Annotated in this window: 15 protein-coding genes; 13 read left to right on the top strand and 2 right to left on the bottom strand. The window is 42.2% G+C overall.

Annotation, left to right across the window (positions count from 1 at the left end; all coding sequences use genetic code 11):
* The first annotated feature begins 182 nt into the window (after positions 1 to 182).
* Positions 183 to 704 (top strand): PhzF family phenazine biosynthesis protein, encoded by a 522-nt coding sequence (locus tag CUR83_RS07820; protein WP_223334195.1) that lies wholly within the window; start codon positions 183 to 185, stop codon positions 702 to 704.
* 197 nt (positions 705 to 901) lie between these two features.
* A complete protein-coding gene (locus CUR83_RS07815; RefSeq protein WP_212564458.1) occupies positions 902 to 1,234 on the top strand; it encodes a YnfA family protein in 333 nt (110 codons plus the stop codon).
* 72 nt (positions 1,235 to 1,306) lie between these two features.
* Here CUR83_RS07815 and CUR83_RS07810 read toward each other — a convergent pair whose 3' ends face one another.
* A complete protein-coding gene (locus tag CUR83_RS07810) occupies positions 1,307 to 1,453 on the bottom strand; it encodes a hypothetical protein (RefSeq protein WP_212564459.1) in 147 nt (48 codons plus the stop codon).
* A 342-nt stretch (positions 1,454 to 1,795) separates the two neighbouring features.
* On the opposite strand from CUR83_RS07810, the gene CUR83_RS07805 reads away from it, so the two are divergent.
* The 11 genes from CUR83_RS07805 to radA all read left to right on the top strand — a co-directional run bounded on the left by CUR83_RS07805 (position 1,796) and on the right by radA (position 12,486).
* The gene (locus CUR83_RS07805; protein ID WP_212564460.1) at positions 1,796 to 2,398 is read left to right on the top strand and encodes a 6-pyruvoyl trahydropterin synthase family protein; all 603 of its coding nucleotides are present in this window, start codon (positions 1,796 to 1,798) and stop codon (positions 2,396 to 2,398) included.
* On the top strand, positions 2,391 to 2,921 hold the full coding sequence (tsaE, locus tag CUR83_RS07800; protein ID WP_284719398.1) for a tRNA (adenosine(37)-N6)-threonylcarbamoyltransferase complex ATPase subunit type 1 TsaE: 531 nt from the start codon (positions 2,391 to 2,393) through the stop codon (positions 2,919 to 2,921). The genes CUR83_RS07805 and tsaE overlap by 8 nt, the downstream gene beginning before the upstream one ends.
* 41 nt (positions 2,922 to 2,962) lie before the next feature.
* Positions 2,963 to 4,699 carry a DNA mismatch repair endonuclease MutL gene (mutL, locus tag CUR83_RS07795; RefSeq protein ID WP_284719397.1) on the top strand — a complete coding sequence of 579 codons (1,737 nt, stop codon included), beginning with the start codon at positions 2,963 to 2,965 and terminating at the stop codon, positions 4,697 to 4,699.
* Between the two features lie 52 nt (positions 4,700 to 4,751).
* Positions 4,752 to 5,915: a tRNA (adenosine(37)-N6)-dimethylallyltransferase MiaA gene (gene miaA / locus CUR83_RS07790; protein WP_223334202.1), complete on the top strand. Its 1,164-nt coding sequence runs from the start codon at positions 4,752 to 4,754 to the stop codon at positions 5,913 to 5,915.
* A 417-nt stretch (positions 5,916 to 6,332) separates the two neighbouring features.
* Entirely contained in the window at positions 6,333 to 6,863 is a 531-nt protein-coding gene (gene hfq, locus CUR83_RS07785; RefSeq protein ID WP_058024072.1) for an RNA chaperone Hfq, read from the top strand.
* 220 nt (positions 6,864 to 7,083) lie between these two features.
* A complete protein-coding gene (locus tag CUR83_RS07780) occupies positions 7,084 to 8,076 on the top strand; it encodes a KpsF/GutQ family sugar-phosphate isomerase (protein ID WP_093069980.1) in 993 nt (330 codons plus the stop codon).
* 76 nt (positions 8,077 to 8,152) lie between these two features.
* Positions 8,153 to 8,719 (top strand): KdsC family phosphatase, encoded by a 567-nt coding sequence (locus CUR83_RS07775; RefSeq protein ID WP_093069982.1) that lies wholly within the window; start codon positions 8,153 to 8,155, stop codon positions 8,717 to 8,719.
* The gene (gene lptC, locus CUR83_RS07770; protein WP_058024069.1) at positions 8,716 to 9,300 is read left to right on the top strand and encodes an LPS export ABC transporter periplasmic protein LptC; all 585 of its coding nucleotides are present in this window, start codon (positions 8,716 to 8,718) and stop codon (positions 9,298 to 9,300) included. Before CUR83_RS07775 ends, lptC begins: the two co-directional genes overlap by 4 nt.
* A gap of 153 nt (positions 9,301 to 9,453) precedes the next feature.
* Complete coding sequence (gene lptA, locus CUR83_RS07765; protein WP_223334273.1) at positions 9,454 to 9,936, top strand: lipopolysaccharide transport periplasmic protein LptA; 483 nt, start codon at positions 9,454 to 9,456, stop codon at positions 9,934 to 9,936.
* A 66-nt stretch (positions 9,937 to 10,002) separates the two neighbouring features.
* On the top strand, positions 10,003 to 10,782 hold the full coding sequence (gene lptB, locus CUR83_RS07760) for an LPS export ABC transporter ATP-binding protein (protein WP_071001684.1): 780 nt from the start codon (positions 10,003 to 10,005) through the stop codon (positions 10,780 to 10,782).
* 267 nt (positions 10,783 to 11,049) lie between these two features.
* Positions 11,050 to 12,486 (top strand): DNA repair protein RadA, encoded by a 1,437-nt coding sequence (gene radA / locus CUR83_RS07755; protein WP_240366385.1) that lies wholly within the window; start codon positions 11,050 to 11,052, stop codon positions 12,484 to 12,486.
* A gap of 90 nt (positions 12,487 to 12,576) precedes the next feature.
* Here radA and CUR83_RS07750 read toward each other — a convergent pair whose 3' ends face one another.
* Entirely contained in the window at positions 12,577 to 13,191 is a 615-nt protein-coding gene (locus CUR83_RS07750) for a septal ring lytic transglycosylase RlpA family protein (protein ID WP_071001681.1), read from the bottom strand.
* Between the last annotated feature and the right edge of the window lie 766 nt (positions 13,192 to 13,957).

Below are 13,957 nucleotides of genomic sequence, written 5' to 3'. Positions count from 1 at the left end.
TTAGCGAACTAGGTATATATTAGCTCGTTGCCAAGACTGGTTAGCTACAGTACAACATCACCGAAACTATTGCCTATTGATCTAAGTATTAAGTTTTGGTCAACTATTTCTTATTTTGATTTCTCGGAAGATAATGATGACCAAGATTAATCTTTAAAAAATTATAAAAATGCGAACATCTCATGCAACTAGAAATAAATATTATAGACGCCTTCACTGACACTTTGTTTAAAGGCAATTCCGCAGCGGTTATTGTGACAGATACATGGTTAGATGATGCTTTGATGCAGTCTATTGCGTCTGAAAATAACTTGTCTGAGACCGCTTTTATTGTTGCTGATGGCATAGGTGTTTATCATATTCGTTGGTTCTCACCATTGACCGAAATTGACTTCTGTGGTCATGCGACTTTAGCCGCTGCCTATGTATTGTTTAATAAAAATTCAAACGTACAGTCGATTAACTTTTCAGCCAAAGCGGTTGGTATTTTGACAGTCGCAAAAACGGATTCTGGCAAAATGCAAATGGATTTTCCCAATAGAATGCCTGAAAGAATCGATGAGATTCCTGATAGTTTATTAGCAGGTCTATCCATTGTGCCTGCTGAAGTCTATCGTAATACTCAAGCGTATTTCGTCATCTATGATGCTGAATCCGATGTGCTGAATGTCGTGCGTGATAATGAAAAGTTGAAGCAGCTATAGCGCCTTATGATGTAGTGGTAACTTGTCAGGCAACCTCAGAGAAGTATCATGATTATGATTTTATCTCTAGATACTTTTGGCCAGCAAATAGTCGCGGCGGTGTGCTTGACTGTACCGTGGCAGACGATAGAGTGCTTATTTCTGGCAATGCTGTATCATATTTGACTGGATTTATCACCGTTGAGGAGTAGGTAAGTTTGACAGAATTAAAGACCGTTAGCCTGTTTGCGCTGACCGCATTGGCTGAGATTGCAGGGTGTTATTTGCCTTATCTATGGTTACGAGAAGGTAAATCTATCTGGCTATTAATACCTGGCGCGCTGAGTTTGATCGCGTTTGTCTGGCTGCTGTCATTACATCCGACTGCTGCAGGTAGGGTCTATGCGGCCTATGGTGGCGTATATATTTGTATGGCGATTTTATGGTTATGGACGGTCAATGGGATACGACCAACCGTGTGGGACATAGTGGGCTCAGTAGTTGCACTATTAGGAATGGCGATTATTATGTTTGCGCCGCGCAGTGCCTAAAAAAACGAGTGGCCAACTAAAAAAATACCAATCAAACCACTAGGTCAGATTGGCATATTGATACGAAAAATATTAATGTTTACCTAAAATACTACCGTTGTCGTCTTTCTTCGCTTGTTTGGCCGCTTTCTTTTCTTTGGCGGTCAGAAGCGGATTCTTTTTGACATTCTTCTTACTGTCTTGACTTTGCTCATGGTAATTCCTTTGTAGATAACGCATAGAACCTGCTAAGCCAATTGGGCTGACTTAAGGTAAGTATGGTGACGACTAACATAGTCGCTTACTAAATTGAGTATAGGCTTAAGCATTAGTAATAGATAGTACTCGCACAATTCAATTCGCCTACGATTCAGTTCTCTTGCTTCTTTCCTTTAGCGAAATCATTGCTTTAGCCAAGTTATGCGCTAATCGATTCGTTCAACTAATCATGGTATTCATAAGTGCTTACTTACGGATACATGGCGATTTGCTATAATTAGCCATAAACCGATTCATAAACGCGGCAAACTCTTATTTATTAACATTTAGCACCATCGTGCTCACTGTTTTGGTCACCTTATTATGCGTATACGTAAACTATTCAAATTTGAAAACGCTCACATCGTTCGCAACTGTAGCTCTGAGCGCTGCAAACACTCCATCCATGGTCACAGCTATCAGATTGAGCTGATTTTAGAGGCCACCCGTCTAGACCATGGGCAAATGGTTTATGACTTTGGGCTACTAAAATCTTCGATCAAAGACATTATCGACAGCTTTGATCATGCCATTTGTTTTTGGAACAAAGACGATCCTGAATATATCGCAGCGTGCAAGAAATTTAGCGCACGCTGGATTAGCCTACCAGTATCTCCGTCAGCAGAGCAGTTTTCACGTGTGATATTCTTTTGGGCGCAAGAAATACTGCGACAGACGCAAATGCAAAATGGTGAGGCGGATGTCAGTGTGTATTCAGTGATTGCTCATGAAACCGCGACGGGTTACGCGCAGTGTTTCGCCGATGATGTGGCAAACGAGCAAATGGGTAAGCTGGTTTTAGAGGATTTCGAATTTAGTGAACAAGTTCGTGCTGAGTGGACGGACTCTGATCTGTATGCCAAGCTGATTCGCGGTGAAAGCTTCACCAATCCAACGGTGACTATGCAGGTTCAGACTGATGCATAATGATCAATCAATAGAAAACAGTGACAGCGTGCAAACTTTGATACTGAACTCTGAGCAAGGCACTCAGTTATTGGCTAAGCAACTGGCAGCATTGCCGCTGACGGGTAGTGTGTGGCTGGCAGGGGATTTGGGTGCAGGTAAAACCACTTTAACGCGTTACTGGTTACAAGCGCTCGGTCATACTGGTGCGGTAAAAAGCCCAACGTATACCTTGGTTGAGCCTTATAGCATTGAACAAAACAATGGCACGACTAAGCCAGTTTATCATGCAGATTTATATCGTCTCCAAGATCCAGAAGAGCTGTCTTTTATTGGCTTTGATGAGTATTTAGATGAGCCTGAAGCGCTCGTTATCATTGAATGGGCGAGCCGTGCTGATGGTTATCTACCGATGCCAACTTTGTTTATCGATATTACGCAAGTTGAAAACGATGATAAAGGTAACGAAGCACGCCAAGTGCACTTAAAAGTATCAAAAGCAGGCCAAGCGCAAGGTCTGGATTTATCAAAACTTAATATCTAAATCACACCACTTGCCATTCTTTTAAAATACGACATCTATCAATGCCAGATAATCACCCCAATACCCGCATCAAAAAACTATCGCCGCTGCTCATTAATCAACTAGCAGCAGGTGAGGTCGTGACACGTCCAGCAGCGGTCGTCAAAGAGCTGCTCGAAAATGCCATCGATGCTGGTGCCACCGATATTGAGATACGTATTACTCAAGGTGGTATGGGCATGATTGAAGTGGTGGATAACGGTGTGGGTATTCATCCTGATGATATGGTGATGGCGATTACTCGTCATGCGACTAGCAAAGTCGCCGATGTTGCGAACTTGCACGGCATTACGACGCTCGGTTTTCGCGGTGAAGCATTGGCAGCGATGGCGGCTGTCTCTCGTTTGACCTTGACGAGTAGCCATGATGATAGTGGTATTGGTCGTCAATTGCAGGTCGCTGGGGTGTTAGATGATACCCCAAAGCTCACACCAGTCGTTCATAATCGCGGCACAACAATCATAGTCAAAGACTTATATTTCAATGTACCTGCCCGCCGCGGTAATTTAAAATCTATTGCCACTGAATTTGGCCACATAGAGACCATCGTCCGTGAAGTCGCACTGGCGCGAGCTGATGTCGCACTGACACTTTTTCATGACAATAAAAAGCGGTTATCATTGTCTGCAAATGCTACAAACGTTAACGATAATGATGCTAACCGTCTACCGTTGCCGCGTTTAGAACAAGCGACTGGTATGCCATTAACGGACAATGCGCTAGCAGTATCGATAGATCTATCGAGTCTTGTGCAGTCGTCTGTAGCGTACGGCGATAGCACGGTCAATCAGGCAGCAATCAGTGGCTGGTTATGGCCGATGACTGATGAGCAAAAAGACTTGCCAAAGCTAATTTATGTGAATGGCAGGCTGGTAAAAGAAGCATTGATTAGCAATCAAATGCGTCAACTGGCTCAGAGTGCTCAGCTAGCAGGTATGGGGTACGCGCTTTATTTTGATTTGCCAACTCAGTGGCTCAATGTCAATGTGCATCCATCGAAGCAGCGTATCAAAATCAGTCCGCTAAACAATATTATGGCGCATCTAAGCCATACGATTCGTTCACAGCTAAAAATAGTCGATGCTACGCCAAAGGTTGCTAGCCCCGATAATCCAGAAGTGTCAAAAAAAGACGTCTTTGTAGATAATTTGTCTGACACACATTTGCCCAATGATATGCCTATAGATCACACAAGACAGAGCAGGCAAGTACAAGCTCCTAGACAATCATATCAATCTGCCTCAAGCAAATCATTTTCAAATAAGTCGCCAGCTAAAGAATCAACACCATCTTATGTCGATGAGCCGTTACAGCAAAGTCGCCATACTTCGTATCGTTCATCCGAAGCGCCTACAGTTTCATCCTTACCAATCTGCTTGGATATTATTAATGATGTAGAGACTCGTGGTATTGACTCAACCGCAACTGATAAAAACCTACCTTGGCTCTTATTTCATCATCAAGGGCAATGTCTATTAATAAGTACTAAAGACTGGCAGTCAAAGGTAAGCCAGTTGTTTGAATCATCTATATTTAGCAATAAGGTATTTAAAAAAGATAAAATGTCAAACAGTGCTATGGAGATCAATCAACAGCTTACAACAGTAAGCTCGCAAATGACTGCACAAGACTCAGCAGTTTTTGTCGCAGATCTCGCTGATATACTGACAAGAAATGCGATCAAAATCTTAGACAGTCATCGTTTAGTCACACTAATGTTATCTTCTACATCCGAATAAATATCAAGCTGACTACTATTTTAGTCAACTACATATTGAGAAAGGCAATTCTATGCAATATTCGTCTGATAGCGTCTCTACTAATCTGCCTGATAATAGCGTGGTGTGCTTGATGGCGCCCACTGCCAGCGGAAAAACAGCATTGGCATATGAGCTATATGACACAGGGAGATATGAGCTTGTTTCGGTAGATTCAGCGCTGATATATCGTGATATGAATATTGGTACGGCAAAACCAACAGCGGATGAGTTAACGCGTTATCCGCATCATTTGGTTGATATTATTGATCCCATGCAAAGCTATAGCGTCGCTGAGTTTGTTGGTGATGTAGCACGTCTTATTGATGAGTGTCATGAGCGCAAAAAGATACCGCTGTTAGTAGGCGGCACTATGATGTACTACATGGCGCTACTCGATGGCCTGTCTTCAGTGCCTGATAGCGATGACAGCGTACGTGCACGCGTAGAACAATGGCGTCAAGAGGAAGGTATCAGTGCTTTATATGATTATCTTGGCCATGTTGACTCAGTTAGCCATCAGCGTTTGAATGCGACGGATACTCAGCGCATTACTCGGGCAATTGAGGTTTATTTGCAGACAGATAGGCCTATAAGCGACTGGCAGCGTGAGCCAAAACAAGCTTTGGCCCATCATCCAGAACAGCAGTGGCATGCATTGTCAGTGATACCAGACCGCCCATGGTTACATGCGCGTATCGAACAGCGCCTTGATATCATGTGGCAAGAAGGGTTAGTGGCAGAGGTTGTTGGCTTACTTGAGAAGTACCCGCTGACCCCTAATATGCCGTCGATGCGCTGTGTGGGTTATCGCCAAGTATTGGAATATCTCGTTCGTACGCAGCATCCAGTATTGGATAAAACCCATTTGGACAAAGCCCAATTTTATGAAGCCTTCGCAGACTCTAAAAGCCTAATGGCCATAAATAAGATACAAGGCGAGGGCGTTTACACAAATGCTCAGCCAGATGTATCCTATGCTGAGACCGAAGCGCTTGCTTGTCAGGAAATGCAAAATAAGGCATTATATGCCACAAGGCAGCTGGCAAAGCGTCAGTACACATGGTTGCGAAAAGTAATACAGCTCCCTAATACTTCTTCAGCATTGGCAATGGGATCTGATAGTACTGCTACTAATAACACCATAGTACTAAAAACATTTGCGACGATGGAGCAGGCAAGAAATTATCTGTATTGAAAAGATGTTTCTTGCTTTTTACTTTATAAGAATCAAACTTAATGTGGATTATTTTCGTAGAAAGCTCTATTCAGAGATGAAAGCATAATCACAATTAGTTTCAAAAATTAGCATAGATAGCTGTTATAATTTAAATTCTCTGAAAATGCAGTAGGAAACGAATATAACTGCTTCGATAATGAGCATTAGTTGACATTTGTAGATAAAATAATTAGTGAAACAAGTGGTTACTTAATTACTGACAATGATAACTTACTCGCGATAAAGTGGAATAACTTAAGAGCAACGAATATTTATTTAGATACGTTTTATAAAGAAAACACCTTATTGTATCTGCCTTTCAGCCATTATAATTAAATTAACACTTAAAATAATTGGCACTCAAAATATAACTATATAATATTTAGGAGAGATTTCATGTCAAAAGGACAAACTTTACAAGATCCATTCTTGAATTCGCTGCGCAAAGATCGCATTCCTGTCTCTATTTTTTTGGTTAACGGTATCAAGCTGCAGGGCCAAATTGAATCGTTCGATCAATATGTTGTACTCCTCAAAAATACAGTTAGTCAGATGGTATATAAACATGCCATCTCAACCGTAGTGCCAGCTCGTAACCCGCGTAGTAGTACAACCACTACAGGTACTGGCGCTCAACCTCAAGGCTTAGCGCAAACTGGCTATCAAGGTGGTGGCTTTGAGCGTGGCAGCAATCCTGCTGCGGGCGGTTTTGAAGAGCGTGGTTTTGCCTCTAGTCGTAGTGGATTTAATCGCGGAGGGTTTAGTCAAGGTCAAGAACGTGGCTTTGAGCGTGGTAGCTTTGGACAAGGTCAGGAACGCGGTTTTGAGCGCGGCGGCTTTGGACAGGATCGTGGTTTTGATGCACCGACAGACGGTACGGGCTTTGAAGAAAAGCCGGACAACGGATCGAATGATACCAATAGTTAATTAGCTGCACGCATTGAGTATATTATCCAACTATACATTAAAAGACATGATTTATACGATTAAGACCTGCTGCTATAGTGGGTTTTTTTTATATAAATAAGCAGATAGTTACTGTAAAAAATAATGGCTGCCTCCATTATATAAATGGTAGGCCATTATTAATATGAAACAGAGTATAGTAAAATACTAGGTTGATTCATTATAAAAATAGAGCAGATTCATGAGCGATACTACAACTGATTTGACCCATGAGCAATTTATCACAACGGCTATTGACGCGATTAATACTGAGATATCTGCATTAGCATTGTTGACGGAGCAGATAGATGACAGGTTTGCACAAGCATGTGACGTTATTTTGGCTTGTCAGGGTCGAGTGGTAGTAACGGGCATGGGTAAATCAGGATTGATTGGACGTAAAATAGCAGCGACTTTTGCCTCGACGGGTACGCCTGCTTTTTTTATGCATCCTGGTGAGGCAGGTCATGGCGATTTGGGCATGCTGGTCAAAGGTGATGTACTGCTTGCTATCTCGAACTCTGGTGAATCCGATGAGATTAAGATGCTATTGCCAGTGGTCAAACGCTTGAACATCCCTCTAATTAGTATCAGCCGAGATAAACGCGGTATGCTGCCACGAGCGGCTGATATTGTTTTGACCCTTGGCCACTCACAAGAGGCTTGTCCGCTCAATCTTGCCCCTACATCGAGTACAACGGCTACCTTAGCGTTAGGGGATGCTCTAGCGGTCGCCTTGGTACATGCTCGTAACTTCACTTCTGAGGACTTTGCATTATCGCATCCAGCGGGCGCATTAGGTCGTCAGCTATTGACGCGTGTCGAAGATTTAATGCATACCAAGTCAGAAGACTTACCCTTGATTCACCAACAAGCACCGCTACAGCAAGCACTATTTACGATGTCTGCTGGACGCTTAGGGATGACCGTGGTGACGGATGATAATGATAAAGTCGTTGGCGTATTTACAGATGGTGACTTACGCCGTGGTCTTGAAAAAGGTATTGATCTACAAACGCCGATGAATGAGGTAATGGTCAGTAACCCACGCCATATCAGTAAAACAATGCGCGCATCGGATGCCTTGAGTGTCATGAATGAAAATGGTATCAGTCAATTACTAATTATTGATGATGAAGATCGTTTAGAAGCAGTCATTACGGTTCATGATCTATTACAAGCTGGTGTAAAGTAATTCATTAATAGTTGATAGAACGATTGGTTTTTCATATAAAATAGTTAGAAAAATATTCGTCAAAAAGAGACAAATAATGCAAGATTTAATAAAAAAAGCCGGACAAGTAAAGCTATTGATCATGGATGTCGATGGGATTTTATCTAATGGTCAAATTATCTACGACGCAAATGGTATCGAAACCAAAGCGTTTTCAGTACAGGATGGCGTCGGTGTTAAGTCTCTAGCGCGTTATGGCATTTTAACTGCTATTATTACTGGGCGTAGCAGCGCTATGGTTGATAAACGTGCAACAGAAATGGGTGTCAATCATGTGGTACAAGGACGGGATGATAAGCTCATTGCACTAAAAGAGTTATTATCGTCTCTTGACCCTGCGCTCAATATTACTGCTGCCGACTGCGCTTATATGGGTGATGACTTGCCAGATATTAAAGCGATGCAAACGGTAGGGTTTGCAGCAACCGTACCCAATGCACACGCGGAAGTCATAAAACGCAGTGATATGGTCACCACTCGAGCAGGGGGTGCAGGTGCAGTACGTGAAGTATGTGATCTCATCTTAAAGGGGTACGGACATTATCAAGACTTTATTGCACATTATACGCTTGATGAAACTCAAGCTCAGGATGAACTGTCGTGAATACACGTGTTCTCATTATATTAGCGTTGATTATTGCTGGTATTGCGGGCTGGTTTTTCCAGCAACAAGGGGATGTGTCGCCACCAGTCAATATCGAGACGACAGATGTCGATTATGAAGCCACTGATATCAAAGCAGTTCAGACAAATGAGCAAGGTGAAACTGAGTATGAACTTACTGCTGAGTCTTTAACGCATAATCCTGAGACCAATCAGGATGAGATGTCAGGCATCACGATGAATTGGGAGCCGTCAACAGAGCAGCGCTACCGTATTCAAGCAGGTAGTGCAGCCATCAGTCAGCAAACAGGGGAGTTGAGCTTATCAGGTGGCTTTACACTGGTTAGCGAAGGTAATAAAGAGGCGTCTGATATTGAGCCAATCAAAGTGACTGGTAGTACCCTAAAAGGCAATACAAAGTCTGGTCAAGTGTATAGCGATGAGCCCGTCAAAATTGAACAAGGGATGAATCGTTTTGAAGCATCCAGCATGACTGCCAATCTGGAAACGGGTGAATATGAGTTTGGGCAAGTTGCTGTCGCTTTTACGCCCGCTGATCGTCAAGACAAAGCATTATTTTAAACTAGCGTTTTCTACTACATTAAAACAGCAGCCATCATGAAGTTTGCAAATCCTATCAACAATTATGAAACGAGTTATTATATGAAATCTAAATTTTTGCCTACTTTATGCGCATCAATCTGCTCACATAAGCTACGTGTTGTTCCAACGTTTATGTTGTTAGCCCTACCATTGTATGGCCATGCACTGCCATCAGATGCCAATCAGCAAATCAAACTGCTAGCGGACAAGGCCACTTATAGTGAGCGTACTGGCGTCACTAGTTACTCAGGTAATGTCATTATTACTCAAGGCACTTTTAAAATGACTGCGGACAATATCACAGTCAATCTCTCGCAGCAGCGCAGCATTAATTCAGCGGTAGCGACGGGTCGTCCAGCAACTATGCAGCAGGTTGTGACGCAAGAAAAAGGCTTGGCAAAAGGTCAGGCAAATAAGATTGATTATAACGCGGTATCTGGCATTATCACTCTAACAGGAAATGCCAAGCTGGTTCAGAATGGGGCAAGTTTTGCCGGTAATGTTATTCGTTATAGTCTAAAAGCAGGTGATGTAGAAGCGACCGCTGGTGGTAATCAGCGAGTAGAGTTGGTATTTCCACCAAATAATAATACCAACCAAAGTGGCGTTCGCTAACCTAGCCAACCAAAGCATGAATAGGTTTTTGGTAGTATACGAATATCGTGAAAGCAAGAGTAAGCTATGAGTGACAATAAAAATATAGATTCTTCAGTATCAAATAGCAATACGGCGCCTGTCGCTCGCTTGACTATGCAAAATTTGGGTAAACGTTACGGCAAGCGCTGGGTAGTCAAAGATGTCTCGTTTTCTGTTGAGCAAGGCCAAGTTGTTGGACTGCTAGGCCCGAATGGTGCTGGTAAAACGACCAGTTTTTACATGGTGGTGGGACTGGTCAATATGGATAAGGGCCGTGTCACTCTAGGAAAAATGGATCTGTCTAAATACGCTATGCACGAGCGTGCTCGTGCTGGTATTGGTTATTTGCCGCAAGAAGCGTCGATTTTCCGTAAATTATCTATCGAAGACAATATATTGGCGATTTTGCAGACTCGTACAGAATTAAGTAAAGCTGAGCAGCAGCAAGAGCTTGAAAAGCTGATTGGCGAATTTCATTTAGAACATGTACGTACCTCACTTGGAATGAGTGTGTCAGGCGGCGAGCGTCGTCGCTGTGAAATTGCTCGTGCGCTAGCAGCGGATCCTAAATTTATCTTATTGGATGAGCCATTTGCTGGTGTAGACCCCATTTCTGTTGGCGATATCAAGGATGTTGTTTTGACACTGAAAAATCGTGGTATTGGTGTCTTAATCACTGATCACAATGTTCGTGATACGTTAGCCATCTGTGAAAAGGCTTATATTGTTTCAGAAGGGGCTATCATTGCCGAAGGTACTTCATCGGAAGTCTTAGAAAATGATCTGGTCAAATCTGTTTACTTAGGTAAAGACTTTCAAGTATAGCCCGCTGTGCTAAATCATTTTTTACTCATATTCTTATCTACACGAACTGCTGATTTTAGCATTGCAACTAACTTATAAAGCCAGCAGTCAACATCTTCATTATATTTAGAATAACCTACGCTTAACGCTCTTCCTTCTATCAAATACAGCTTTCGATACTCACAACTGGCTGATCGCGACAAACACTCTTACATTCCCACTCATCAAAGAGCGTACGATATTTTATTCATTATTCTCGACTAATCATCTGGATAAGGCTCATCATTTATGGCAAAAAATAAAAGCAGTTATGTCTGTCAGAATTGCGGCGCGCATTTTGGCAAATGGGCAGGGCAGTGTACAGATTGCGGCGAATGGAATAGCTTGGTAGAAGCGCCAAATGTCAGTATGCCGCATCACAATAAAAATACCGCCAAGCCTAATGCCGGCCGATCCACTTCTCGTAGTACTGCTGCACCAGTTGGTAACTACTCTGGCACTCACAGCGCAGTTATGCCACTTAACGCAGTCAGTGTGACGCTAGACACACGCTTGCCAACAGGCATTAGCGAGTTTGATCGTGTGCTGGGTGGCGGATTGGTAGCTGGTTCTGTCGTACTAATCGGTGGTGACCCGGGTATTGGTAAGTCAACCATATTGTTGCAGACAGCGACTAATATGGCACGTGCCGATTCTTTGGCAGGTAGCGCGCTTTATGTGACTGGCGAAGAGTCACTTGCACAAGTAGCTATGCGTGCCAAACGCTTAGATTTACCTGCTGATAGACTTCGCGTACTCGCAGAGACCAATGTGGAAACCATTTGTGCGGCCTTGACCCAAGAGCAGCCAGCCATCGCTATTATTGACTCTATCCAGACTATTTATACTGACGCCATCAATTCTGCACCAGGCGGCGTCAGTCAAATCAGAGAGTCTGCCGCGATCTTAACGCGCTATGCAAAGCAAACAGGTACAGCGCTATTTTTAGTGGGACATGTGACGAAAGAAGGCACTTTAGCAGGCCCACGTGTACTTGAGCATATGGTCGATACGGTATTGTATTTTGAAGGTCAGTCTGACTCACGTTTTCGGATGATTCGTGCAGTCAAAAACCGTTTTGGTGCGGTTAATGAGCTGGGTATTTTTGGCATGACTGACATGGGACTCAAAGAAGTTGCCAACCCATCAGCGATATTTTTGAGCCGTTATGATAAGCCCGTTGCTGGATCTGTTGTTATGGTTAGCCGTGAAGGGACTAGGCCATTACTGGTTGAAGTGCAAGCGTTGGTGGATGACTCCCAAGGACAGCCTAGACGCATGGCGTTGGGTTTGGACTTCCAGCGTTTGTCCATGCTACTAGCAGTGATGCATCGTCACGGTGGTATTCATACCAGTGGACAAGACGTCTATGTCAACGTTGTTGGTGGCGTCAAAGTCATAGAGACTGGATCTGATTTGGCAGTGTTGTTGGCATGTGCCTCAAGCATCAAAGAAAAGCCATTACCATCGTCATTAGCAGTGTTTGGTGAGGTCGGTTTATCTGGTGAAATCCGTCCAGTACCGAATGGTCAAGAACGCTTGAAAGAAGCAATGAAGCATGGTTTTAAACATGCGATTATTCCAAAGGCCAATGCACCTGCTAAAGGAGCTCCTCAGTTTAAGGGTATCAATGTGATTGCTGTTGAACGTCTTGACGATGCCATCGAAAGTGCGTTTGAGTTATAACCAATCTTGAAAAGTATAAAAAGATTTGATCAAAAAAGCCCTTAACTCATGATAAGTTAAGGGCTTTTTTATATGCTATAAGTTTTAAAACTAAGGTCCTGAAACACGCTCAATAGCGACATTACCGACACCTTTATTAGTGATACCTAGGCGCTTAGCTGCACCATACGATAAATCTAATACGCGGTTGCCATGGAATGGACCACGATCGTTCACTTTTACTACAACGCTTTTACCGTTAGTTTTATTAGTGACTTTAACATAGCAGTTGAGTGGTAATGAGCGATGTGCTGCCGTCAAACCATTCATATCAAAAGTTTCACCACTAGCAGTTTTACGACCATGAAACTTACGACCGTACCAAGAGGCAAGACCAGTTTGCTTAAATTTACTAACAGAATTAGAGGCTACTGCGGTTAGACGCTCTAACACATCTTCATCATTAGTGACTTGAGTGGTATCACTCGCTAATAGTGAACTACTAAGTGCTAATGAAGTAGGCTGACGTGCTGATTTGACCAAACTTGATGCACCATCATGCTGACGGCTAAGCTCACCAAGTACACGATCGATATGGGAGGCGTTATCTTGTGAAATCATCGCAAGGGAGGTTTTTGCTTCTACAGCATTTACATTTGTAGCAACTGCAGAGCCAGCGAATAAAACTGCCGACATTGTAAGTAAACCAGATAAACGCTTATTCATAAATACCTCTATAACTTATACACCAAAACCTAACTCTAAATTTTTAGATTGAGTATGACAGCGTTAGACCAATCTAACAGTGAATCAAACTCTAGAATCTTTATATTAATCTATTGTTTTGATAGCGATTAATATTTAGGGCGAGACTCTTACAGGTTTCAATATATGGTAATTTTTCATTTTATGATCATAAGTAGCGGTAGTAATGACCGTAGTTACTTAGGACATGCTTAAATGATAGTCAGCGATATTCATTGAGTACTTATTTTTAACTTAGAGAGTAAGTACCAATGTCACTATATGTCGTATCTATAAAACTTCCGATATACAAACTTTCTGATATTGCTAAAGTAATGAAGGGTTTAAAAGTTTTTGCGTGATGCTTTGTTATTAAACCGTTAATTAAGTAGTGTATTTGAAAGTCTGAAATCTACAAGATGCTAACTATACGACCAATCTACAACCAAAGTATAATTAAATGCAAATTTTGTTAGTGGCTATGTACGGGTTATGTATCAAAGTACAGTAAAACGAGGTTAACGCAATTTTTTGTAAAAAACAAGAAATAAAATATTTCAGCCTTGATTTGCAATTCATTTTGGTTAAAAAAATCACTGCTAATGACAGTATGATACAAGTAATTAAATAACAATACTTTATGTCTCATGACAGCATTTTGATAGGCTGGTCATGAATGGGGATTATGTAGTATCTATTAAAAGTAACAAAATATTAATAGTAGCAAAATCGCTGATACTTTGATTTA

The sequence above is a fragment of the Psychrobacter pocilloporae genome, assembly GCF_029872915.1.
Taxonomy (GTDB): domain Bacteria; phylum Pseudomonadota; class Gammaproteobacteria; order Pseudomonadales; family Moraxellaceae; genus Psychrobacter; species Psychrobacter pacificensis.
Note: the sequence above shows the minus strand (reverse complement) of the source record. Positions and strands in the feature narration are given on the sequence as shown.

What these genes read in the sequence shown, in the direction of transcription:
- CUR83_RS07820 (WP_223334195.1), top strand. Translation starts at nt 183, where the DNA reads ATGCAACTAGAAATAAATATTATAGACGCCTTCACTGACACTTTGTTT.
- CUR83_RS07810 (WP_212564459.1), bottom strand. Translation starts at nt 1,453, where the DNA reads ATGCGTTATCTACAAAGGAATTACCATGAGCAAAGTCAAGACAGTAAG.
- CUR83_RS07805 (WP_212564460.1), top strand. Translation starts at nt 1,796, where the DNA reads ATGCGTATACGTAAACTATTCAAATTTGAAAACGCTCACATCGTTCGC.
- tsaE (WP_284719398.1), top strand. Translation starts at nt 2,391, where the DNA reads ATGCATAATGATCAATCAATAGAAAACAGTGACAGCGTGCAAACTTTG.
- mutL (WP_284719397.1), top strand. Translation starts at nt 2,963, where the DNA reads ATGCCAGATAATCACCCCAATACCCGCATCAAAAAACTATCGCCGCTG.
- miaA (WP_223334202.1), top strand. Translation starts at nt 4,752, where the DNA reads ATGCAATATTCGTCTGATAGCGTCTCTACTAATCTGCCTGATAATAGC.
- hfq (WP_058024072.1), top strand. Translation starts at nt 6,333, where the DNA reads ATGTCAAAAGGACAAACTTTACAAGATCCATTCTTGAATTCGCTGCGC.
- CUR83_RS07780 (WP_093069980.1), top strand. Translation starts at nt 7,084, where the DNA reads ATGAGCGATACTACAACTGATTTGACCCATGAGCAATTTATCACAACG.
- CUR83_RS07775 (WP_093069982.1), top strand. Translation starts at nt 8,153, where the DNA reads ATGCAAGATTTAATAAAAAAAGCCGGACAAGTAAAGCTATTGATCATG.
- lptA (WP_223334273.1), top strand. Translation starts at nt 9,454, where the DNA reads ATGTTGTTAGCCCTACCATTGTATGGCCATGCACTGCCATCAGATGCC.
- lptB (WP_071001684.1), top strand. Translation starts at nt 10,003, where the DNA reads ATGAGTGACAATAAAAATATAGATTCTTCAGTATCAAATAGCAATACG.
- radA (WP_240366385.1), top strand. Translation starts at nt 11,050, where the DNA reads ATGGCAAAAAATAAAAGCAGTTATGTCTGTCAGAATTGCGGCGCGCAT.
- CUR83_RS07750 (WP_071001681.1), bottom strand. Translation starts at nt 13,191, where the DNA reads ATGAATAAGCGTTTATCTGGTTTACTTACAATGTCGGCAGTTTTATTC.